Here is a 21,078-nt window from a genome sequence, read left to right on the forward strand (position 1 = left end):
CGGAAACGCTTCGTCGATTTTCAGCCGGACAGCGGAGTCGCTGTAAGTCATTTATAGTATTGTGATTATTTCATTGCTGTAAGGGCAATAAAATGACTGGGGATCCCTCCCCCTGTGGCAGAGAGTTATCACCAGGGAATATCAGCCCACACGCTCCCCAAAAACCCCCTTCGCCACCTCGTCAGGCGTCACAACCCCGCTATCCAGCACCCAGCCACTGATCAGCGCCGCAGGCGTGACGTCAAATGCCGGGTTATACACCTGTGCGTCAACCGGTGCCCACTGCACCGCCCCAAAGCTCCCCGCCACACCGGTCACTTCCCGGGCATCGCGCTGCTCAATCGGGATGGCCTCGCCGTTCGGGCACGCGGGATCGAGGGTGGTTTGCGGTGCCGCCACGTAAAACGGAATACCGTGGAATTTTGCCAGCACCGCAAGGGAATAGGTGCCGATTTTGTTCGCCACATCGCCGTTGGCGGCAATGCGATCCGCCCCAACCCATACCGCATCCACCTGCCCTTTTGCCATCAGGCTGGCGGCCATGGAGTCGGTGATCAACTGATAAGGAACGCCCAGCTCGCCTAACTCCCAGGCGGTTAACCTTCCGCCCTGCAACAGCGGACGGGTTTCATCCACCCAGACGTGGCTGACATTGCCCTGCTGATGCGCGAAAGCAATCACGCCCAGCGCGGTACCCACGCCTGCGGTCGCCAGCCCGCCGGTATTGCAGTGGGTCAGCAGGCGGCTGCCCGGCGTCACCAGCGCGCTCCCGGCGCGGGCAATGGCATCGCAAAGCCGCTTGTCTTCGTCGATCAGGCGCAGCGCCTCAGCCACCAGCGCCGGAACATAATCCTCCTGCCACAACGCCTGTTTCATGCGGTCGAGGTTGTTCATCAGATTCACCGCCGTCGGGCGCGCGGCACGCAGGGTCTCCAGCGCCACCGCCAGCGCGTCCCGGTTATGGCCGTTTTCCGCCAGCAGCGCCAGGAGCAGGCTGGCAGAGAGACCAATCAGCGGCGCACCCCGCACGCGCAGGGCGTGAATATGCCCCACCAGGGCGTCAACCATCGAGGCATCCAGCCAGCGTTTCTCCTGCGGAAGCGCCTGTTGATCGAGAATAAATAGCTGATTTTCCGTCACCCGCAGGCTGGTCGTCTGTAATCTCTGCATGTCGTTAATTCTCTGTTGCGTTGTTGTAGCACATTGTGTCAGGATAAAATTCAGATGTATAGACGTCTAAATGTCTTTATTACCGGAACAGATGAGGAACTGGCAATGTCGCAATACCGTACCTTTACCGCTCATGACGCCGTGGCCTACGCCCAACAATTTGGCGGCCTTGAAGATCCCTCGTCACTGGTGGAGGCGCAGGAGGTGGGCGACGGCAACCTTAATCTGGTGTTTAAGATTTTCGACAGCGCGGGCGTAAGCCGCATCATCGTTAAACAGGCCCTGCCCTACGTGCGCTGTGTGGGGGAATCCTGGCCGCTGACGCTGGACCGCGCCCGTCTCGAAGCACAAACCCTGGTAGAGCACTATCAGCACAGCCCGCAGCACACGGTGAAGATCCACCACTTCGACCCGGAACTGGCGGTGATGGTGATGGAAGATCTCTCCAGCCATAAAATCTGGCGCGGCGAGCTGATCAACAATGTTTATTACCCCCAGGCGGCCCGTCAGCTGGGGGAATACCTGGCCCACACCCTGTTCCACACCAGCGATTTTTACCTGCATCCCCACGCCAAAAAGGCGCAGGTGGCGCAGTTCATCAACCCGGAAATGTGCGAGATCACCGAAGATCTGTTCTTCAACGATCCGTACCAGATCCACGAGCGCAATAACTACCCGGCGGCGCTGGAAAACGACGTCGCCGCCCTGCGCAATGACCATCAGCTGAAGATTGCCGTCGCCTCCCTGAAGCACCGCTTCTTCTCCCAGGCCGAAGCGCTGCTGCACGGCGATATTCACAGCGGCTCGATTTTTGTCGCCGAGGGGAGTCTGAAAGCCATTGACGCAGAGTTCGGCTATTTCGGCCCGATTGGGTTTGATATCGGCACGGCGATTGGCAACCTGCTGCTTAACTTCTGCGGCCTGCCGGGTCACCTGGGTATTCGCGATGCGGCGGCCGGTCGTGAACAACGCCTGATCGATATCCAGCAGCTGTGGACCACCTTCGCGGAACGTTTCCAGGCCCTGGCGGCGGAAAAATCCCGCGATGCCGCCCTCAGCGTGCCGGGCTACGCCAGCGCGTTTCTGAAAAAGGTCTGGCAGGATGCGATTGGCTTCTGCGGCACCGAACTTATACGCCGCAGCGTCGGCCTGTCCCACGTGGCGGATATCGATTCTATCCGCGACGACGAGATGCGCCACGAATGCCTGCGCCACGCCATCACCCTCGGTAAGGCGTTGATTGTGATTGCCGACCGTATCGACAGCGTGGATGAGCTGGTGGCGCGGGTGCGTCAGTACAGCTAAGAGCAGGCGCGACACTTACCGGGCCTCTCTCACAGAGAGAGACCCGGCGTAAAAACATCACACCGCACTCATCCCAGATACTCAATCACCGACAATCCGCCGTTGTAATCCGTGCTGTAGATAATTCCCTGCGCATCCACAAACACATCGCAGGACTGGATCACCTGCGGGCGATTGGGCCGGGTATCCATCATCTTCTCTGGCGCCGCGGGCACCAGCGCCGCGGTTTCTACCGGACGGTACGGGTCCGAAATGTCATAGGCGCGGACGCCTGCATTCTGATAGGTCGCGAAAATCAACGTTGAGCTGATAAAACTGCCGGGGCGGTTTTCATGCAGGTTATGCGGCCCGAAGTGCGCCCCCTTCGCCACGTAATCCCGCTCGTTGGGCTGCGGGAAGGTGGCAATACTCACCGGGTTCGACGGCTCGCGGATATCAAACAGCCAGATCAGCTTTTCGCCATCCTCCTGATTGTCGAGCACCGCTTCGTCCAGCACCACCAGCAGATCCCGGTCCGGCAGGGGTAGCGCGGTATGGGTGCCGCCGCCAAATGGCGGACTCCAGTTGCGATGGCTGATCAGCTTCGGCTGCGCTCTGTCTTTTACATCCAGCAGCGTCAGGCCGCCGTCACGCCAGCTTCCATAGGCGATATCACCCGCAATGATCGCATGATGCAGAGCATAGCGTTTGCCTTCCGGCCACGCTGGCGTTTCGCCTGCCGCCTGGTTCATCCCCGGCAGCCACCAGCGCCCCGCGACCTCTGGCTTGCGCGGGTCGGCAAGGTCTATCGTCAGAAAGATATAATCGGTAAAGCCGTCGATCAGCGCCGAGACATAGGCCCAGCGTCCCCCCACGTACCAGATGCGGTGAATGCCGATCCCGTCCAGCGACAGAAAGCCGATCTCCCGTGGCTTATCCGGGGTAGAGATATCAAAGATGCGCAGCCCGGCGCTCCAGCCTCTGTCCTGTACGTCGCTGACCGTCTCCCCCACCTGGCGGGTGTAGTAGACCTTTTCATCCGCAAAGCGGGCATCGGCAAACAGATCCCGGGCGTTGATCACCAGCAGCAGGTCGTCATGCGCCTGGAGATGTACGTTCCAGGTGCCGGGCGGCGCGGGCACATAGCCTGCGGCCCGCGGGTTTTTCGGGTCGCGCACATCAACGATCGAAAAGCCCTGCGACACCATATGGCCGATATAGGCAAAGCCGCGATGCACCATCAGCTGCACGCCGTCCGGGCGTCCGCCCTGGTCGCTGTGGCCGATCAGCCGCATATTGTGGCTGTATTCAGGGGTGGGTAATTGAGACACCTTAAGCTCCTGTGGCCCGGTGGCGTAGGTTTCATCCTCTTCCTGGGGAAGAGAGCCGGGGTGAGGACACCAGGCTCCACCCCGCCACGTCCGGGAAAGTGTTACTTATTCTTCGCTTCTAACGTCGCGAACCACGGGGCGATAAAGTCTTCGGTCTGGCCCCAGCCCGGGATGATTTTCCCTAATGACGCCACATTCACCGCGCCCGGCTGGGCCGACAGCAGCGCCTGCGGAATAGCCGCGGCTTTAAAGTCATAGGTTGCAGGCGTTGCTTCACCGGCAATCTTATTGGCGATCAGACGCACGTTGGTGGCACCAATCAGCTTCGGATCCACCGCCACGCTCACCACCCACGGACTGCCCGCCTCACGCATCAGCTGTAAATCCTGGTTGGAGATGTCGATACTGTAGAGTTTGATCTCCGTGCGGCCATTCTCTTTCAGAGCCTTATACGCGCCCTGGCTGAAGGCATCCCAGGTGCCCCAGATAGCGTCGATCTTACCTTTCGGGTATTTCGCCAGCACCGCGCCCACTTTGTTGGCGGTGTCACCCTGCACGTCGGAGGAAACCGCGCCGATGGACTCCAGCTCTTTGATGCCCGGATTCTCTTTCAGTAACGCCTGGTAGGCCGTCTGACGACGCTCCATCGGCGGGAAGCCAGCGACCCACAGCTTGATGATGTTGGCCTGGCCGTTGAAATCTTTCACCAGTTGGCCGAAGGAGAGATTGGTCAGGGAGGCATCATCCTGCTGCGTGACGGTCACGCCCGGGATCTCCCCGGTCACTGCGGTATCGAACACCGCCACTTTGATCCCGGCATCGACGGCTTTTTTCACCAGCGCGGTGGAGTACGGATCGCGCCCCTGAGAGAGAATAATGCCGTCATATTTCTGGGTGATCGCCTGGTTAACGAAGTCCTGGAATTTGGCGTCGTCGCCGTTGCTTAAAAAGGTGCTGACCTTAAAGCCGAGCTTTTTGCCTTCCTGGATCGCGCCCGCCACAAACTGGGTGGTGTTGTCGTCAGAGCCGAGGTTACGGATCACCGCGATGCGGATCTGCCCGTCGTGGTTGGCGATGGCCGCCGGCACCGGCGCAGGTGTCGCCGCATAGCCCGGCAGTGAACTCAGTAATCCCAGCGTCAGCAAAGAGAGTGCAACTTTTTTCATTTTAAATCCCGTCGTGTTGTTAGCGTTTTTGTACGTAGGTGATGGCCAGCGCAATCGCCAGCACCAGCCCTTTTATAATGTCCATGGCGTAATAGGGCACCGAGAGCATCACCAGCCCGTTAGAGAGCACCCCAAGGATCACCGCCCCCACCAGGGTACCCAGCGCATTCGGTTTACCGGAACCGGCCAGCGAGAAGCCGATCCATGCCGCTGCCACCGCATCCATCAGATAGCCACCGCCGGCATTCACCTGCGAGGAGCCAATGCGCGAGGCCAGCAGAATGCCGCCGAGGCCCGCCAGCAGCGAAGCAATCACATAGGCGGCCACCTTGTAGCGGGTGGTGCGGATGCCGGATAAGCGCGCCGCCTCCGGGTTGCCGCCAATCGCGTACATGCGGCGTCCGTGGGTGGTCAGCGACAGCCCCAGCTGCGCCAGCAGAGTCACCGCCAGCATGATAATCACGATGGTCGGCACCTGCCCCAGCGCGCCAAAGGCCGCCGGAATGGTGCCCTCTGCCATGTCGCCGCTCGGCAGTACCATGTTTTCGGTAATCGACCCGCCATAGCTATACGTCATCGCCACGCCCTGGATCACAAACAGACTGGCAAGCGTGGCGAGCATGTCAGGAATGCGCAGAATGACGATCAAGAAGGCGTTAAACAGCCCCACCAGCGTGCAGAGCGCGAGGGTGATCAGAATGGATTCGGTAGTGCCGAAGCCATGCCAGACAAACAGGGAGATCACCAGCGCATTGGCCAGCGATGCGGTGGAACCCACGGAGAGGTCAAACCCGCCAATGGTCAACGAGATCGAGACCCCGATAGCAATCACCGTCACAATCGCGATAGAGCGCAGAATGTTGATGATGTTGTTGGGATCGAGAAAGTTCTCTGACGCCACGCCGAAGATGGCTACCAGCGCCACCACCGTCAGCAACATGCCCCATTTATAGAGAAAATCGAAAATTTGCTGACGGCCAGACGCCGCCGCCGTCACTGAAAGGGCCTTGCTCACGACGCCGTTCCTCCGGTTGAATAATAAAGTAATGTCTCTTCGCGGGCGGTTGCCCCCTCGAGTTCCGCCACAATGCGTCCGTCCCACAGCACGCAGATGCGGTCGCACAGGCCCACCAGTTCGGCAAACTCACCCGAGGCATAAATCACCCCTTTGCCTTCCCGCGCCAGGCCATCAATCAGCCGGAACAGATCGGTTTTGGCCTTCACGTCCACCCCTTTGGTCGGCTCGTCGAAGATCAGCACCTGGGCGTTGCCGCGCAGCCATTTGCCGATCGCCACCTTTTGCTGGTTGCCGCCGGAAAGCCGACGCAGTACCTGCCCCGGACCGCGGGTGCGCACACCCACCCGGGCGATCACCTCTTCAGCCCAGCGCCACGCCTGGCGATGGCCGAACAGGCTCCAGCGCGAGAAACTGTTATCCGCGCTGACGGCGAGGTTCATGCTCACCGTCTCCTCGATAAAAATGCCCTCTTTACGCCGCTCTTCCGGCACCAGCGCCAGCCCACGCAGCACGGAGTCCGCCGGATCGCGCGGTCTCCACGGCTTATGATTCAGCTCGCCCTTTGTCACCTGGCTTTTGGTCGCGCCAAACAGCGCTTTGCAGAGTTCGGTTTTTCCCGCCCCGGCCAGCCCGGCAATCCCGAGGATTTCGCCCTTGCGCAGATGCAGGGAGATATCTTTCAGCAGCTTTTCATCATGCAGCCCCTCGACCCGCAGCAGCGTTTCATTGCTGTGTGGCGGGCGCGCAGGCGGATAGATATCGCTCAATTCATGGCCGAGCATCTTCTCGACGATCGCTTCTCCGCTGAGATCCGCCATCGGCCCGGACTCAATTAGCTTGCCGTCGCGCAGCACCGTTAAGGTGTCGCAGATCGCTTTCAGCTCATGGATCCGGTGGGAGATAAACACCACCCCGATCCCCTGCTGTTGCAGGCGTCGTACCACGGCAAACAGCCGCTCGCTCTCATGGGCATCCAGCGGCGCGGTGGGTTCATCCAGAATCAAAAACCGGCAGTGATGAGAGAGCGCCCGGGCCAGCAGGATTTGCTGTTTTTCTGCCAGGGTGCAGCTGTCGATGGCACGGCGAACGTCGAGGGTGATGTCCAACTGCGCCAGCGCCTGCCGGGCCTGTTCGCGCAGTTTCCGCCAGTGAAAGCGGTGCCCCGGCTGCGCCAGATGATCGAGCATGATGTTTTCCGCAATGCTCAGGCCGGGGATCAGCGCCACGTCCACCTCCTGCTGCACCAGATGGATGCCCAGCTGTTTGGCATCCACCGGCTCACGAAGGGTGACGGGCTGGTTATTAATGCTGATTTCGCCTTCATAGCGCGCGTGCGTGCCGCACAGTACCGCCATCAGGGTGGATTTGCCGGCACCGTTCGCGCCCGTGAGCGCGTGTACCGATCCACCTGTCAGCGTGAAATCGACGCGCGACAACGCCTGAAAGCCAGAAAAAGCCAGGCTGATGCCGCGCATCTCGAGGCGACTGGTTAACATTCGCTGCGATCCCTTATCATTAATCTTTTGATTTATGGAATTTTTCACAGCCGGGTCTGGCTGGCAACGAAGGAAAAAGCATAAGATAAAGCAAAATAGTATTAGCCATCTGGATGTCTAGCCATAACATCAGGTTAGCGCTTCATAAAAAGGACACCATCATGAGCAACACCGATATCCGCGTCGTACCCGGTCCGGCCAACTACTACTCCCACCGCGGGGTACTTGCCCGTCTGGACGCTTTTTTTACCCCGGAGCAGCTCTCCCGGGCGGTATGGATCTACGGTGAACGCGCCCTTGCCGGTGCGCAACCCTTCCTGCCGCAGAGCTTCCATGCAGAGGGCGCAAAACATCTGCTGTTTAAGGGCCACTGCAGCGAGCACGATGTGAGTGAGCTTGTGAACGACTCCGGCACCGATCGCAGCGTGGTGATTGGCGTCGGCGGCGGCGCGCTGCTGGATACAGCCAAAGCGGTGGCGCGCCGTCTGGGCTTACCGGTGGTGGCCATTCCCACTATCGCCGCCACCTGTGCCGCCTGGACGCCGCTGTCGGTGTGGTACAACGATGCCGGGCAGGCGCTGCACTTTGAAATTTTTGACGATGCCAACTATCTGGTGCTGGTGGAGCCGGAAATTATCCTCAATGCCCCCGCGGAATACCTGCTGGCGGGGATCGGCGATACCCTGGCGAAATGGTATGAGGCGGTGGTACTCGCGCCGCACCCGGAGCTGTTGCCGCTGACGGTGCGGCTTGGCATCAACGGCGCGCTGGCGATCCGCGATGTCCTGCTCGAACACAGTGAGCAGGCGCTGGCCGATCAGACGCGCCGGGAGGTCACCCGGGAGTTTCATGACGTGGTGGATGCCATTATCGCCGGTGGCGGCATGGTCGGCGGGCTGGGGGAACGCTACACCCGCGTGGCGGCGGCCCATGCCGTGCATAACGGCTTAACGGTATTGCCGCAGACCGCGGCCTTCCTCCACGGCACCAAAGTGGCCTACGGCATTCTGGTGCAGAGCGCCCTGCTCGGCCAGGACGAGGTGCTGCGCGAGCTGGTCGCGGCGTACCAGCGCTTCAACCTGCCCACCACCCTGCGCGAGCTGGACGTGGATATCCACAACCGCGACGAACTGGATAAGGTGATCGCCCATACCCTGCGTCCGGTAGAGTCTATTCACGCCCTGCCCATCGCCCTGACGCCTGCGGTCCTGCGCGCCGCGTTTGAGAAAGTGGAAAACTTCAGCCACCCGGCGGATTGACGCCGGGCAAACGCCCTCTATACCTAATGATGGTTCTCATTACTTTCGTGTTGAGGTCATCATGCAGATCGATTTAACAGGTAAGAAGGCGCTGGTCACCGGGGCCAGCCGGGGTTTAGGACGCGCGATTGCGCTCTCGCTGGCCCGGGCGGGGGCCGATGTGGTTATCACCTACGAGAAATCCACCGTGAAAGCCCAGACCGTGGTCGATGAAATTGTGGCGCTGGGTCGGCACAGCGAGGCGATTCAGGCCGACAGCGCCAGCGCAGAGGCCATCCAGAATGCCGTGACGCAGGCGGCACGTACCCTGGGCGGGCTGGATATTCTGGTGAACAACGCCGGGATTGCGCGTGGTGGCCAGCTGGAGTCCATGACGCTGGCAGACATTGATGCCCTGATTAACGTCAATATTCGCGGGGTGGTGATCGCCATCCAGGCCGCGCTCATGCATATGTCCGACGGCGGACGCATCATCAACATCGGCAGCTGTCTGGCCAACCGCGTCGCCCAGCCGGGTATCGCGGTCTATTCAATGACCAAATCGGCGCTCAACTCCCTGACCCGCGGGCTGGCGCGTGACCTGGGGCCGCGCGGTATTACCGTCAATCTGGTCCACCCTGGCCCCACCAACAGCGATATGAACCCGGAGGATGGCGTGCAGGCTGAATCCCAACGTCAGCTCATTGCGACCGGGCATTACGGCCAGCCGGAAGATATCGCCGCGGCGGTCACCTTCCTTGCCAGCCCTGCCGCCGGGCAGATCTCCGGCACCGGGCTGGACGTGGACGGCGGTCTGAACGCCTGACGCCTCGTTGCAAAGATTGGGTAGGCCTCTGCCGTCTGGCAGAGGCGTTTTCACGTGTTCTGGAGGGTTAACAGCACTTGGCTCCGCCTTTAGCACCGTAACGGGCGTCCTGGCGATCGCGGAAGAAGGCTTCGTAGGTCATCGGGGTCTGATCGGGATGGTTGACCCGCATATGCTCAACGTAGTTGTCATAGTCCGGCACGCCGATCATCATTTTCGCGGCCTGGCCTAAGTATTTACCTGCTTTGGATAGGGTGTCGAACATCGCTTTTATCTCACAGGGAATAGAAGCCGGGTAGCGCTAGCGCCACCCGGCATTGTCTTTAATGCGCCCCTTTCGCCTGCGTCACACGCTCATCATAGTTAGCAGGCATCGGCTGATACGGCGTCTCTTTCGCGGTAGGTTTGTCCTGTTTCAGGGCAGCCATCGCGGTCTTCAGAGAATACAGCGCCAGCACCACAACCACCACCATAAAGAAGATGGTCAGCCCGGCATCCAGACGGTTATTAAACACCAGCTGTGACAGCTGCGACTCGGTGTACTGCGCCGGGATCTTGCCGCTGTCGATCATCGCCTGGAACTTGTTGGCGATCGCAAGGAAGCCCACTTTGGCATCACTGCTGAAGGCTTTCTGCCAGCCAGCGGTCAGGGTACAGATCAGCAACCAGGCCGTCGGCACCAGGGCGACCCAGGCGTAACGCTGACGTTTCATCTTGAACAGCACCACCGCGCAGAGCATCAGCGCCATACCGGCCAGCATCTGGTTAGCAATACCGAACAGCGGCCACAGGGTGTTGATGCCGCCCAGCGGATCGACCACCCCCTGATGCAGGAAGTAACCCCACGCCAGCACGCAGAGCGCGGTCGCCAGCAGGTTCGCGGGAAGCGACTCGGTGCGTTTCAGCCCCGGAGAAATCACCCCCAGCAGATCCTGCAACATAAAGCGCGCCGCACGGGTCCCCGCATCTACCGCCGTCAGGATAAACAGCGCTTCAAACAGGATGGCAAAGTGATACCAGAACGACACATCCATCAGGCCGCCCAGCGCGCCGTGCAGGATGTAGGCCATCCCCACCGCCAGGGTCGGGGCACCGCCCGCACGGGAGATAATCGACTGCTCGCCCACTTCGTTGGCAATCTGGGCCAGGGTATCCGGGGTAATGGCAAAGCCCCAGCCGCTGACTACCTGCGCCGCAGAGGCCACCACGTCAGCCGTACCGGCGGGTGCCAGCACCGCAATCGGGCTGTTCATCGCAAAATAGACGCCCGGATCGATAATGCAGGCCGAGACCAGCGCCATAATGGCGACGAAGGACTCCATCAGCATGCCGCCATAGCCGATAAAGCAGGCCTGATTTTCATTGGCCAGCATCTTCGGCGTGGTGCCGGAGGCAATCAGCGCATGGAAGCCAGAGACCGCGCCACAGGCGATGGTGATAAACAGGAACGGGAACATGTTGCCGGACCAGACCGGGCCAGTACCGTCGATAAACTTCGTCACCGCAGGCATAGTCAGGGTCGGACGCATAATCAGAATGCCGATCGCCAGCCCAACGATGGTGCCGATTTTCAGGAAGGTGGAGAGGTAGTCGCGCGGGGCCAGCAGCAGCCACACCGGCAGTACCGCCGCCACAAAGCCATAGCCCACCAGCATCCAGGTCAGCTGCACACCGGTATAGTCAAAGTACGGTGCCCAGGTAGGGCTTTCAGCCACCCAGCCGCCGGAAATAATGGCGAAGACCAGGAAGAACAGGCCAATCACTGACACCTCGCCGATACGCCCCGGTCGCAGGTAGCGAATGTAGATCCCCATGAAAATCGCCAGCGGAATGGTAAAGGCGACGGTGTAGGTCCCCCACGGACTGTGGGTCAGGGCTTTCACCACGATCATCGCCAGTACCGCGAGGATAATCACCATGATCATAAAACAGGCCACCAGCGCAATCACCCCGGCAGTGGGTCCCATCTCCTCTTTCACCAGCTCCCCGAGGGAACGCCCGTCGCGGCGGGTGGAGACGAACAGCACCATAAAGTCCTGCACCGCCCCCGCCAGCACCACCCCGGCGAGGATCCAGATCATCCCCGGGAGATAGCCCATCTGCGCGGCCAGCACCGGCCCCACCAGCGGCCCGGCCCCGGCGATGGCGGCAAAATGGTGACCAAAGAGTACTTTTTTGTCGGTCGGCACATAGTCCAGACCGTCGTTATGCCGCACCGCAGGCGTCATGCGCGTGGGATCGACAGAGAGCACGTTACGGGCAATAAACTTGCCGTAAAAACGATAGGCAATCAGATAGATACAGACCGCTGCAACCACTATCCACAGCGCATTGATCTGTTCCCCCCGGTTAAGGGCGATATAGCCCAGGGCAAAGGCTCCCACAACGGATAGCCCTGCCCATAAAAGGTATTTCCCTGAGTTATTCATAATGGATGTCCGTTGTCGTGAAACAGTGGAATGTTACATTTTGTTTCTAGAACACCACTTAAAATTTAACAACTTTAAAACGCAATAATGCGTGGTCAAACCAGAGATTTACACCACAGTGTTAAGCCGATCACTATTACTCTCCCCCTGCTCTGTCGCCGGTCACATTTTTATCTTTTTCATCCTGCAACGCCGTTACGAAATGATTTGTATCATCTTTTTTGTACACAACCTCGCCAGAATGACCCTGCGCACCCGCGCACTTACAAGGAAAAGGATATGAATAGTTCACAACATCAGGAGTATAAGGTCGGGCCAGGCGCTTACTTTGCGCTGGCTTTCGCCGCCGTTTTCTTTTCTGGCCTGTTAGGGGGAAAAGAGTGGTACGGCGTATTTGATTTCACCACCCTCAACGGGGCGTTTGGCAAAGTGGTCAGCAAGGCCAGCCTGAACGATGGCACGCTCACCACCGCCACCAGCGCCTTTCGTGGCACGGGCGGCAGCGGGGCGATGGACGGATTTCTGTTCGCGCTCGGGCTGATTCCGGCCGTCATGTTTGCCCTCGGCATGATCAACGTGCTGGAGCATTACGGCGCACTGCGTGCTGCCCGCAAGCTGTTAACCCCCTTGCTGCGCCCGCTGCTGGGCATCCCTGGCACCGCCGGGCTGGCGCTGATTGGCAGCCTGCAAAGCACGGACGTCGGTGCCTCCCTCACGCGTAATCTGGCCGATGAAGGGCAAATCAGCGAAACGGAAAAAGACGTTTTCGCCATGTTCCAGTTTTCCGCTGGCGCGATGATCACCAACTTCTTCTCTTCCGGGGCCATTCTCTTCACGCTGGTGGCCGTCGATGGCACAGCGGCGGTGCCCGCCTCGATTGGAGCCTGCATCGCGGTGATGTTCATCATGAAAATCGTCGGCGCTAACCTGCTGCGTCTGATCCTGGCCTTTACCGGAAAAAACACCGCTGAATCACCACAGGCAAAAGGAGAAGCCGCATGAGTGCGCCACAATCCAATCCCGTCATTACCGATGTGTTCGTCGAAGGGGCACGTAAAGGCTGGGGGATCGCCACCAGCAGTACCCTGCCCAATGTGGTCATGGCATTTATCATCATCAAAGCCCTGGAGATCACCGGCGCGCTGAAAGGCCTGGGCATGATCTTCGCGCCGTTAATGGGCCTGTTTGGCCTGCCGGGGGAAGCGGCCGCTGTGTTGATCGGTGGCTGGATGTCGATGGGCGGTGGCATCGGTGTCGCCATTGGCCTTTTTGATAAAGGCATCCTGACCGGGGAGCATCTGGCCATCCTCGCCCCGGCTATCTATCTGATGGGCTCCCAGGTGCAGTATCTGGGCCGCATTCTGGGTGTGATTGGCACCCGCGCCAAACGCATTCCGCTGATGATCGCCCTTTCGGTGGTCAACGCTTTCTTAGCCATGCTGCTGATGCGCATTATTCTCTGAACAGGACGTAACCATGAATCTTGACCACTATATTGAAGAACTCAAAACCCTGGTGAACGTGGACTGCGGCACCCAGACCATCGCAGGCGTCGCCACCGTCGCAGGCATCATGCAGACGCTGTGGCAACGCGAAGGCTGGCACACCGAGCAGGTTAATTTGGGTGATAACGTCGGCCCCGGCCTCTTCGTCAGCAATAAGCCGCACGCAGAGCAGTTTGACGTTCTGCTGGTGGGCCACCTCGATACCGTCTTTGCCCCCGGCACCGTAGCCGAACGTCCGCTGAGTGAAGACGATACTCGCCTGTACGGCCCTGGCGTCTCCGACATGAAAAGTGGATTGCTGAACATCCTCTGGGCGATGCGCGGGCTGGACGCGGCGGATCAGGATCGCCTGGCGATTGCCGTGGCAATGAACCCGGACGAAGAGACCGGCTCGGTCTACTCCCACGAATGGATTGGCGAACTGGCTAAACGCGCCCGCTGCGTACTGGTGTGTGAAGCGGCACGTGCCGACGGTTCCCTGGTCAAAGCGCGCAAAGGCATGGCGGGCTACCACCTCACCTTTAGCGGCGTGGCGGCGCATGCGGGTAACGATCCGGAAAAAGGCCGCTCGGCGATTACCGCCCTGGCGCATGCTGTGACCGCCATTAACGCGCTCACCGACTGGGATCGCGGCACCACGCTGAACGTCGGCGTGATTCACGGCGGCAGCGCGGCCAACGTGGTGGCGGATAGCGCCGTTGCCGAACTCGACGTGCGTTTCTGGGAAAACGACGAGTACGACCGGGTCAATCAGGCGCTGGAAGCCCTGTGTGAAAAAGGATTTTTAGAGGGCGTCACCACCTCGCTGACGCGCGTCAACCACAAGCCCGCCATGGCGGCGAGTGAAGCCACGCAGGGTCTGATGCAGCTCGTTGAGAAAGCAGGGAAAGAAGAGGATATCGCCATTACCTGGCAGGCGGTGGGTGGCGGCAGCGATGCCAACCACACTGCCGCGCTCGGCATCCCAACGCTCGACGGCCTGGGGCCGATTGGGGCGGGCTTCCACAGCCCGGCGGAGTGGCTGGATAAGGCGTCGATTGCGCCGCGAATTCGGTTGCTGAAGCGGATTGTGTCGATGCTGTAAAACACGTCCCTCACCCTATCCCTCTCCCACAGGGAGAGGGAACATGCCCCCCTCTCCCTGTGGGAGAGGGCCGGGGTGAGGGCAACAGGCCGCACAATACTATCCCAGCACCATCGTACTCAACCGACAGGTACAGCACCGCCTTCCCTGCTCATCTAACACCACAATCTCCCAGCTCTGGCTGGTACGCCCCAGGTGCAGCGGCTGGCACACGCCGCGCACCTTTCCCTGCGACACCGCCCGGTGGTGCGTCGCGTTCAGCTCCGTGCCTACCACGCTCTGCCCATCGCGGGTCATCAGGAAACCCGCCATCGACCCCAGCGTCTCCGCCAGCGCCGCCGACGCGCCGCCGTGGAGCAGGCCAAACGGCTGATGAGTACGGGCATCCACCGGCATCTCAGCTTCGAGGGTGTCGTCGCCAATCCGGGTGTAGACGATCCCCAGATGCGCCACCATGGTGTTAAGGCTGGAGCGGTTTAATTCCTCCAGCGACAGATGTCGTTTCCAGATCATCTAGGCCCCCAGCGTCGAGCCGCCATCCACCACGATATCCTGCAAGGTGATATGGCTGGCGAGGTCGGAAGCGAGGAACAGTACGGTGCTGGCAATCTCCTCAGGACGGGCGATTTTACCCAGCGGAATGCCGAGCTTGAACTGCTCGCCAAAGCCGCGAATACGCTGCTGCTCGGCGTCATCGCTCACCCACAGGGTGCGCTGCATGTCGGTGTCGGTGGATCCCGGCGACACCAGATTACAGCGCACGCCGCTGCCCGCCAGCTCAAGGCCCACGGTCAGGGCCAGGCTTTTCAGCGCCGCTTTCGACGCCCCGTAGGCGCTCATCCCGAGGCGCGGGGTGTGTGCCGCGTCGGAGGCCACGGTGACAATCGCCCCGCCCTGCTGACGGCGGAACTGCCCCATCGTCTGCTGGAACAGGTTAAACGCCCCGCCAACGTTGACCGCAAAAGTCTGCTGCCAGTCGTCCTGCGAGAGCTGGTCAGTCGCCCCCATCCGCAGGATCCCTGCTGCATTCACCAGCACATCCAGACGATCGACCGAAGCCAGCAAACGCCCGCAGACCTCGCTCACCTGCGCAGCGTCCGCTACGTTCAGCACTTCGGTGGTAAAGGGATAGCTCGCCTGCGGGAAGGCCACGTCAAAGCCCGTCACCCGGGCGCCCGCCTCTGCGAACGCCACCGCGGTGGCGTAACCGATGCCTTTCCCGGCCCCGGTCACCCAGACGGTTTTCCCCGCAAAATCGAACGTAGCCATTATTTCACCTCGCGGGAGAGCAGCGCCCACCAGGCATCCAGCGTCGGGTTTTTCGCCAGCATCACAAAATCGATATCGCCATGCACTTTGCGCCAGCGCGCCGCCAGGGCCATCATGCGTACCGAATCCAGACCGTAGTCGATCAGGTTTTCGTCATCCATCGGTTCGTCGGACTCGTCCAGCAGGGGCAGGATCGCCTCGCGCAGCGCCGCTTTACTGGCGGGCACTGACGGCAGCAGCTCGTCGGTGGTCACCACGCGCCCGGAACGACCGGCCACGTACTTGAGCGACATCAGGTGCTCATCCCGGGTGAAATCCGCCAGCGCATCGGCGACGAAGAACGGCTGGATGTCGCGCATAAAGGCGTCGGTCGCGGTGGTCATGCAGCCGATGTGGGCATACACGCCGGTGATGATCAACTGGTCGCGCCCGCTCTCTTTCAGCATCTGCTCCAGCGGCGAGCGGTGAAACGCGCTGTAGCGCCACTTCACCAGCACGGTGTCTGCTTCGTCCGGGGTCAGTTCAGCGACAATGCGCTGCTGCTCCGGGGAACGGGTCAGGCCCGGTCCCCACATATCGTTCAGCAGGGCGCGGTCTTCATCGCTCTGCTCTTTCGGCTGGGCGGTGTAATAGACCGGGATCCCCTGCTGCTTGCAATAGTCGCGCAGACGGGCGATGTTCGCCACCACCTGCGCCATCATCGGACAGTTATCGCCCCAGAAGTTAAGAAAATACTCCTGCATATCGTGGATCAGCAGCGCGGCGCGCGCGGGCTCCATGGTCCAGCTCACTTTATTGCTGGGCAGATCTGCCGCGCCTGGCAGCGCATAACCGGTTAATTTTGGAATTGCCATCGTTCGCTCCTTAGCCCTGCGCCCGTTCGGCCAGCCACAGGCGTAATTGTTTTTTATCGACTTTGCCTACCGGCGTCAGCGGCAGTGCGTCCAGGCACTCCACGCGATCCGGCAGTTTGAATTCAGCCACGCCCTGCTCGCGCAGGAAGCGGCGCACGTCAACTGCACGCAGGGGCTGTTTCACCACCAGATACGCGCAGCTCTTCTCGCCCAGCAGGCTGTCCTCCATGCTGACCAGCGCGGCGTGGATCACCGCCTCGTGGCGCAGGAGCAGGTTTTCCACCTCTTCGGCGGCGATCTTCTCCCCGCCGCGGTTGATCTGATCTTTCTCGCGCCCCTGCACGGTGATGTAACCCTGCTCGTCAATGGCGATCAGATCCCCGGAGCAGTAAAAGCCGTTCGCGTCAAAGGCGCTGGCGTTATGCTCCGGGCTTTTGTAGTAGCCGCGGAAGGTGTACGGCCCGCGGGTCATCAGACGCCCGACCTCACCGCGCGGCAGCGGATTACCGTTCTCATCGGCTACCCACACTTCATCATCCGGGCACATCGGACGGCCCTGGGTATTCATGATGCGTTCCGGGGTGTCATCCAGGGCGGTGTAGTTCACCAGCCCTTCCGCCATCCCAAAGACCTGCTGGAGTTGGCAACCCATCTCTGCCGGAATGCGGGCAGCCAGCGTGGCGGAAAGCCGCGCCCCGCCCACCTGCAACAGTTGCAGCGACGCCAGTTGGGCATTGCCTGCGCCTTCGGTAATGGCCTGCAGCCACAGGCTGACCGCTGGCGGCACCAGCGAGGTGACGGTGATGCGATGCTCTTCAATCAGCGGGAAGCAGAGCGTTGCGCTCGGATCGTGCGCCAATACCACGCAGCCACCGGCCATAAAGATCCCCAGCGAGCCGGGGGAACTCATCGCAAAGTTGTGGGCAGCAGGCAGCGCGTTCAGGTAGCGGGTATCCGCGGTGATGCCGCAGATCTCGTTGCTGCGGCGAATGCTGTAGTAATAGTCGTTATGGGTGCGCGGGATCAGCTTCGGCGTGCCGGTACTGCCGCCGGAGAGCTGGAAGAACGCCACCTCGTCAGCCGGAGTCGGGCTGGCGATAAAGTTTTCTGCCGGACGGGCAATGGCCGCTTCCAGCCCTTCGCCGCGCAGCAGCGCCACACGCACGGAGGGGTGCTGATCCCTGAAGGTGTTAAGGAAGTCGTCGCCAGCAAACAGGCTATGCGCCCGGTCAGCAATCAGCAGCGTCGGTTCAATCTGGGTGGCGTAGGCGTTCAGTTCGCTGCGCTGGTGGCTAAAGAGCGCATTCACCGGGGCCACGCCCACCTGCAACAGCGCGAAAAAGGTGATGTAGAACTCCGCGACGTTACCCAACTGCACCAGAGCGGTTTCACCCCGCTGGATCCCCTGCGCCTGCAACGCTGCCGCGAGGTTGTTGACGGACTGCTGGAACTGGCGGTACGTCAAGCGGCGTTCGCCGTCGATAATCGCCAGCGCATCGCTGTCAGCGTGGCGGGTCAGAATGTCCGTCAGGGGCAGATCCTGCCAGTAACCTTTTTCACGATAGCGACGGGCGAAGTCGTCGGGCCAGCGGGTAAAGGGAAGGGTCATGATTAATCCTTAATGCAAGCCAAAAACATTGAGCATGGTGGTCAGTTTGACGCCGGTTTCGCGCCACTCGGCAATCGGTGAGGAGGCAGGCACAATCCCGGCACCGGCAAACAGGCGCACGCGGTTGGCGTGAAGGCGCGCGCAGCGGATAGTCACCACCCACTCGCCGTTGCCTTCGCTGTCGCACCAGCCGACGATTCCGCCGAAGAGTTCACGGTCGAACGGCTCCAGCTCGGCAATCAACGCTTTCGCCGCCTGGTGCGGGAAGCCGCTCAGGGCCGGGGTCGGGTGCAGCAGACAGGCCAGGGTCAGGGCGTTTTCATCTTCACGCGCTTCGCCCTCTACCGGGGTGGCGAGGTGCCACAGGGTCGGGGTGGTCACTAACTGCGGCGAAGCGGGCATAGTCAGTTGATGGCTGCGCGGGGCGAGTACCGCCTTCATCGCCTGGGTGACCAGGTCATGTTCATGACGATCTTTTGCCGAAGCCAGCAGCTTGTTGCCCGCCTCACGATCGAGCATATCGTCCGGCTGACGACGCGCGGAACCGGCCAGCGGCAGGGAGCTAAAGTGAGCCCCCTCTTTACGCAGCAGCAGTTCCGGGCTGGCGCCAAGCAGTACCCCGCCATCCTCCAGCGGGACGTGGAAGTTAAAGCTGGCCGGGTTCTGGGCAATCAGTTTTTCCAGCAGCACGCTGCTGTCGAGGTTCTCTTCGGTGGCGATGTCGATCAGGCGCGACAGCACCACTTTATTCACACGCGGCGTCGCCGTCAGGGCGGCGGCGCGGGCCACCATCTCTTCAAACGCTAACTGGGCCGGGATCTCGGTGCGGGATTTCACCGTCAGCGGCGGCGTCTGGGTCGCATAACGGGCAGACTGCTGGCGTGCCGGACGGGCAAAATTTTGCGATGTTTGCGGAATGAACAGCGACGACGGCTGGCGGGTATCAAAGGGGATCGCCCCCACCATCACCGGGTTAGCAATCCCGGCGGCTTTGGCATCGGCAAAGGTCTGGGCAAGCTGTTGCTGGAAGGGGCTTGCCGGATCGTCGCCGCCCACGGCAGGGGTGGAAAAACGGCGAAAACAACCCGACGTGGTAAAACTGCGATAAGGCGACATAAAAAAGAAGCTGTCTTTTTGCAGCCGGGTCGCGTTGTGCTGAATGTCCTCAGCCAGTGACGTATCCATATCATCCTCCTGAAATGATAAAAGCAGTAAGAATTATTATCATTTATATTTTCGCTGGCTAACCTAATCCCAGAGCGCGATGGTGTCAACCGATGAGCGCGCAACTTGTGCGACTATCGCTTGCATCCCTGCGGTGCATTTATGAAAATGAGAAGCATTAACTTCAACAAAAACAGGATGCCCCTTAGTGAAACTGCCCGCTGTTTGTCGTAACACCCTGCTTTTAACCGGACTTTTAATTTCAGGATTAACCTCAGCGCTCGCCGCCGACTGGCCGCGTCAGGTCACGGACAGCCACGGAACCCACACGCTTGAGAGCAAACCGACGCGAATTGTCTCCACTAGCGTGACCCTTACCGGCTCGCTGCTGGCGATTGATGCCCCGGTGATCGCCAGCGGAGCCACGACGCCAAACAATCGGGTGGCCGACGATCAGGGCTTTTTGCGCCAGTGGGGCGAGGTGGCAAAACAGCGTAAGCTTGCGCGCCTGTATATTGGCGAGCCGAGCGCAGAAGCCGTGGCCGCCCAGATGCCGGATCTGATCCTGGTCAGCGCCACCGGGGGGGATTCAGCCCTGGCGCTGTACGATCAGCTGTCGGCCATCGCCCCGACGCTGCTCATCAACTACGACGATAAAAGCTGGCAGGCGCTGCTGACCCAACTGGGCACCATTACCGGCCAGGAGAAGCAGGCCGCGGCGCGGATTGCCGAATTTGATAAACAGCTCACCCGGGTGAAGCAGCAGCTGAAACAGCCGCCGCAGCCAGTGAATGCTATCGTCTATACCGCCGCGGCTCACAGCGCCAACCTGTGGACCGCCGAGTCGGCCCAGGGCAAGCTGCTGCAACAGCTGGGCTTCTCTCTGGCTCCTCTGCCCGCCGGGCTGAACGCCTCGCAGAGCCAGGGCAAGCGCCACGACATTGTGCAGTTAGGGGGAGAAAACCTGGCGACCGGGCTGAATGGCGAAGGGCTGTTCCTGTTTGCCGGGGATCAAAAGGATGTGGATGCGATCTACGCCAACCCGCTGCTGGCCCATCTGCCGGCGGTACAAAACAAACGCGTCTGGGCGCTGGGGACAGAGACATTCCGACTGGATTACTACAGTGCGATGCGGGTGCTGGATCGTTTAGAGGGGTTGTTTAAGTAAGGGCACAGACCGCCTCCCTCTCCTGATATTGGCACGGTCGGCCCCCTCTCCTCTTTGGGGAGAGGGTTGGGGTGAGGGGGAACATGCGACCTCCCTGTGGGCTGTGGGATCCCTACAAAAAAATGGGCACGGTCGGCTCCCTCTCCTGATATTGGCACGGTCGGCTCCCTCTCCTGATATTGGCACGGTCGGCCCCCTCTCCTCTTTGGGGAGAGGGCTGGGGTGAGGGGGAACATGCGACTCAGGTGGCGGTTCCGTCAAAAAAATGGGCCCGGTCGGCTTCCTCTCCTGATATTGGCATGGTCGGCCCCCTCTCCTCTTTGGGGAGAGGGTTGGGGTGAGGGGAACATGCGACTCAGGTGGCGGTTCCGTCAAAAAAATGGGCCCGGTCGGCCCCCTCTCCCGATATTGGCACGGTCGGCCCCCTCTCCTCTTTGGGGAGAGGGCTGGGGTGAGGGGAACATGCG

At 60.7% G+C, this 21,078-nt stretch carries 19 protein-coding genes; 7 read left to right on the plus strand and 12 right to left on the minus strand.

The window, feature by feature from the left end; genetic code table 11:
- Positions 1–141: 141 nt before the first annotated feature.
- On the minus strand, positions 142–1,170 hold the full coding sequence (mtnA, locus tag ACF8PE_RS14955) for an S-methyl-5-thioribose-1-phosphate isomerase (protein WP_392495035.1): 1,029 nt from the start codon (positions 1,168–1,170) through the stop codon (positions 142–144).
- 105 nt (positions 1,171–1,275) lie between these two features.
- Here mtnA and mtnK point away from each other — a divergent pair, with 105 nt between their 5' ends.
- Positions 1,276–2,475: an S-methyl-5-thioribose kinase gene (mtnK, locus tag ACF8PE_RS14960; RefSeq protein WP_392495039.1), complete on the plus strand. Its 1,200-nt coding sequence runs from the start codon at positions 1,276–1,278 to the stop codon at positions 2,473–2,475.
- A 68-nt stretch (positions 2,476–2,543) separates the two neighbouring features.
- Here the strand turns inward: mtnK and ACF8PE_RS14965 are convergent, their stop codons facing one another.
- From ACF8PE_RS14965 to ACF8PE_RS14980, 4 genes are all read right to left on the minus strand, one after another.
- Positions 2,544–3,785 carry an LVIVD repeat-containing protein gene (locus ACF8PE_RS14965; protein WP_392495036.1) on the minus strand — a complete coding sequence of 414 codons (1,242 nt, stop codon included), beginning with the start codon at positions 3,783–3,785 and terminating at the stop codon, positions 2,544–2,546.
- 101 nt (positions 3,786–3,886) lie between these two features.
- Positions 3,887–4,951 (minus strand): sugar ABC transporter substrate-binding protein, encoded by a 1,065-nt coding sequence (locus ACF8PE_RS14970; RefSeq protein ID WP_077227977.1) that lies wholly within the window; start codon positions 4,949–4,951, stop codon positions 3,887–3,889.
- Between the two features lie 19 nt (positions 4,952–4,970).
- The gene (locus tag ACF8PE_RS14975; protein WP_032616998.1) at positions 4,971–5,966 is read right to left on the minus strand and encodes an ABC transporter permease; all 996 of its coding nucleotides are present in this window, start codon (positions 5,964–5,966) and stop codon (positions 4,971–4,973) included.
- On the minus strand, positions 5,963–7,465 hold the full coding sequence (locus ACF8PE_RS14980) for a sugar ABC transporter ATP-binding protein (protein WP_103791896.1): 1,503 nt from the start codon (positions 7,463–7,465) through the stop codon (positions 5,963–5,965). The genes ACF8PE_RS14975 and ACF8PE_RS14980 overlap by 4 nt, the downstream gene beginning before the upstream one ends.
- Positions 7,466–7,626: 161 nt before the next feature.
- Here ACF8PE_RS14980 and ACF8PE_RS14985 point away from each other — a divergent pair, with 161 nt between their 5' ends.
- Together ACF8PE_RS14985 and ACF8PE_RS14990 are read left to right on the plus strand one after the other, a co-directional pair.
- The gene (locus ACF8PE_RS14985) at positions 7,627–8,724 is read left to right on the plus strand and encodes an oxidoreductase (protein WP_392495037.1); all 1,098 of its coding nucleotides are present in this window, start codon (positions 7,627–7,629) and stop codon (positions 8,722–8,724) included.
- A 61-nt stretch (positions 8,725–8,785) separates the two neighbouring features.
- The gene (locus ACF8PE_RS14990) at positions 8,786–9,529 is read left to right on the plus strand and encodes an SDR family NAD(P)-dependent oxidoreductase (RefSeq protein ID WP_230431276.1); all 744 of its coding nucleotides are present in this window, start codon (positions 8,786–8,788) and stop codon (positions 9,527–9,529) included.
- A gap of 67 nt (positions 9,530–9,596) precedes the next feature.
- On the opposite strand, the gene ACF8PE_RS14995 is transcribed toward ACF8PE_RS14990, so the two are convergent.
- Together ACF8PE_RS14995 and cstA are read right to left on the minus strand one after the other, a co-directional pair.
- Positions 9,597–9,794 carry a YbdD/YjiX family protein gene (locus tag ACF8PE_RS14995; protein WP_032616994.1) on the minus strand — a complete coding sequence of 66 codons (198 nt, stop codon included), beginning with the start codon at positions 9,792–9,794 and terminating at the stop codon, positions 9,597–9,599.
- A gap of 58 nt (positions 9,795–9,852) precedes the next feature.
- Entirely contained in the window at positions 9,853–11,958 is a 2,106-nt protein-coding gene (gene cstA, locus ACF8PE_RS15000) for a pyruvate/proton symporter CstA (protein WP_059308535.1), read from the minus strand.
- A 279-nt stretch (positions 11,959–12,237) separates the two neighbouring features.
- Here cstA and ACF8PE_RS15005 point away from each other — a divergent pair, with 279 nt between their 5' ends.
- From ACF8PE_RS15005 to ACF8PE_RS15015, 3 genes are read left to right on the plus strand one after another with little or no spacing between them, the layout of a single operon-like run.
- Positions 12,238–12,960 (plus strand): nucleoside recognition domain-containing protein, encoded by a 723-nt coding sequence (locus tag ACF8PE_RS15005; RefSeq protein WP_059308536.1) that lies wholly within the window; start codon positions 12,238–12,240, stop codon positions 12,958–12,960.
- A complete protein-coding gene (locus tag ACF8PE_RS15010; RefSeq protein ID WP_032616991.1) occupies positions 12,957–13,421 on the plus strand; it encodes a YjiG family protein in 465 nt (154 codons plus the stop codon). The genes ACF8PE_RS15005 and ACF8PE_RS15010 overlap by 4 nt, the downstream gene beginning before the upstream one ends.
- Positions 13,422–13,434: 13 nt before the next feature.
- Positions 13,435–14,547: a M20 family metallopeptidase gene (locus tag ACF8PE_RS15015; RefSeq protein WP_059308537.1), complete on the plus strand. Its 1,113-nt coding sequence runs from the start codon at positions 13,435–13,437 to the stop codon at positions 14,545–14,547.
- A 99-nt stretch (positions 14,548–14,646) separates the two neighbouring features.
- Here ACF8PE_RS15015 and entH read toward each other — a convergent pair whose 3' ends face one another.
- Genes entH through entC form a run of 5 tightly spaced genes read right to left on the minus strand, consistent with a single transcriptional unit; the run spans position 14,647 to position 19,464 of the window.
- On the minus strand, positions 14,647–15,060 hold the full coding sequence (entH, locus tag ACF8PE_RS15020; RefSeq protein ID WP_392495038.1) for a proofreading thioesterase EntH: 414 nt from the start codon (positions 15,058–15,060) through the stop codon (positions 14,647–14,649).
- Positions 15,061–15,816, minus strand: coding sequence for a 2,3-dihydro-2,3-dihydroxybenzoate dehydrogenase EntA (gene entA, locus ACF8PE_RS15025; RefSeq protein ID WP_032616988.1), 756 nt, complete (start codon positions 15,814–15,816; stop codon positions 15,061–15,063).
- The gene (locus ACF8PE_RS15030) at positions 15,816–16,670 is read right to left on the minus strand and encodes an isochorismatase (protein ID WP_059308538.1); all 855 of its coding nucleotides are present in this window, start codon (positions 16,668–16,670) and stop codon (positions 15,816–15,818) included. The genes entA and ACF8PE_RS15030 overlap by 1 nt, the downstream gene beginning before the upstream one ends.
- A 10-nt stretch (positions 16,671–16,680) precedes the next feature.
- Positions 16,681–18,279 carry a (2,3-dihydroxybenzoyl)adenylate synthase EntE gene (gene entE, locus ACF8PE_RS15035; protein ID WP_032616986.1) on the minus strand — a complete coding sequence of 533 codons (1,599 nt, stop codon included), beginning with the start codon at positions 18,277–18,279 and terminating at the stop codon, positions 16,681–16,683.
- A gap of 9 nt (positions 18,280–18,288) precedes the next feature.
- Positions 18,289–19,464, minus strand: a complete 1,176-nt coding sequence (gene entC / locus ACF8PE_RS15040) for an isochorismate synthase EntC (protein ID WP_130589178.1) — start codon at positions 19,462–19,464, stop codon at positions 18,289–18,291.
- A 187-nt stretch (positions 19,465–19,651) separates the two neighbouring features.
- Here entC and fepB point away from each other — a divergent pair, with 187 nt between their 5' ends.
- On the plus strand, positions 19,652–20,611 hold the full coding sequence (gene fepB, locus ACF8PE_RS15045; RefSeq protein ID WP_032616984.1) for a Fe2+-enterobactin ABC transporter substrate-binding protein: 960 nt from the start codon (positions 19,652–19,654) through the stop codon (positions 20,609–20,611).
- Positions 20,612–21,078: the final 467 nt, after the last annotated feature.

This window comes from Leclercia sp. GLN_9, from assembly GCF_043105735.1.
GTDB classification, from domain to species: Bacteria; Pseudomonadota; Gammaproteobacteria; order Enterobacterales; family Enterobacteriaceae; genus Enterobacter; species Enterobacter adecarboxylatus.

Coding starts and splice junctions, on each gene's coding strand:
- mtnA (WP_392495035.1), bottom strand. CDS start 1,170: ATGCAGAGATTACAGACGACCAGCCTGCGGGTGACGGAAAATCAGCTA.
- mtnK (WP_392495039.1), top strand. CDS start 1,276: ATGTCGCAATACCGTACCTTTACCGCTCATGACGCCGTGGCCTACGCC.
- ACF8PE_RS14970 (WP_077227977.1), bottom strand. CDS start 4,951: ATGAAAAAAGTTGCACTCTCTTTGCTGACGCTGGGATTACTGAGTTCA.
- ACF8PE_RS14980 (WP_103791896.1), bottom strand. CDS start 7,465: ATGTTAACCAGTCGCCTCGAGATGCGCGGCATCAGCCTGGCTTTTTCT.
- ACF8PE_RS14985 (WP_392495037.1), top strand. CDS start 7,627: ATGAGCAACACCGATATCCGCGTCGTACCCGGTCCGGCCAACTACTAC.
- ACF8PE_RS14990 (WP_230431276.1), top strand. CDS start 8,786: ATGCAGATCGATTTAACAGGTAAGAAGGCGCTGGTCACCGGGGCCAGC.
- ACF8PE_RS14995 (WP_032616994.1), bottom strand. CDS start 9,794: ATGTTCGACACCCTATCCAAAGCAGGTAAATACTTAGGCCAGGCCGCG.
- cstA (WP_059308535.1), bottom strand. CDS start 11,958: ATGAATAACTCAGGGAAATACCTTTTATGGGCAGGGCTATCCGTTGTG.
- ACF8PE_RS15005 (WP_059308536.1), top strand. CDS start 12,238: ATGAATAGTTCACAACATCAGGAGTATAAGGTCGGGCCAGGCGCTTAC.
- ACF8PE_RS15010 (WP_032616991.1), top strand. CDS start 12,957: ATGAGTGCGCCACAATCCAATCCCGTCATTACCGATGTGTTCGTCGAA.
- ACF8PE_RS15015 (WP_059308537.1), top strand. CDS start 13,435: ATGAATCTTGACCACTATATTGAAGAACTCAAAACCCTGGTGAACGTG.
- entH (WP_392495038.1), bottom strand. CDS start 15,060: ATGATCTGGAAACGACATCTGTCGCTGGAGGAATTAAACCGCTCCAGC.
- entA (WP_032616988.1), bottom strand. CDS start 15,816: ATGGCTACGTTCGATTTTGCGGGGAAAACCGTCTGGGTGACCGGGGCC.
- ACF8PE_RS15030 (WP_059308538.1), bottom strand. CDS start 16,670: ATGGCAATTCCAAAATTAACCGGTTATGCGCTGCCAGGCGCGGCAGAT.
- entE (WP_032616986.1), bottom strand. CDS start 18,279: ATGACCCTTCCCTTTACCCGCTGGCCCGACGACTTCGCCCGTCGCTAT.
- entC (WP_130589178.1), bottom strand. CDS start 19,464: ATGGATACGTCACTGGCTGAGGACATTCAGCACAACGCGACCCGGCTG.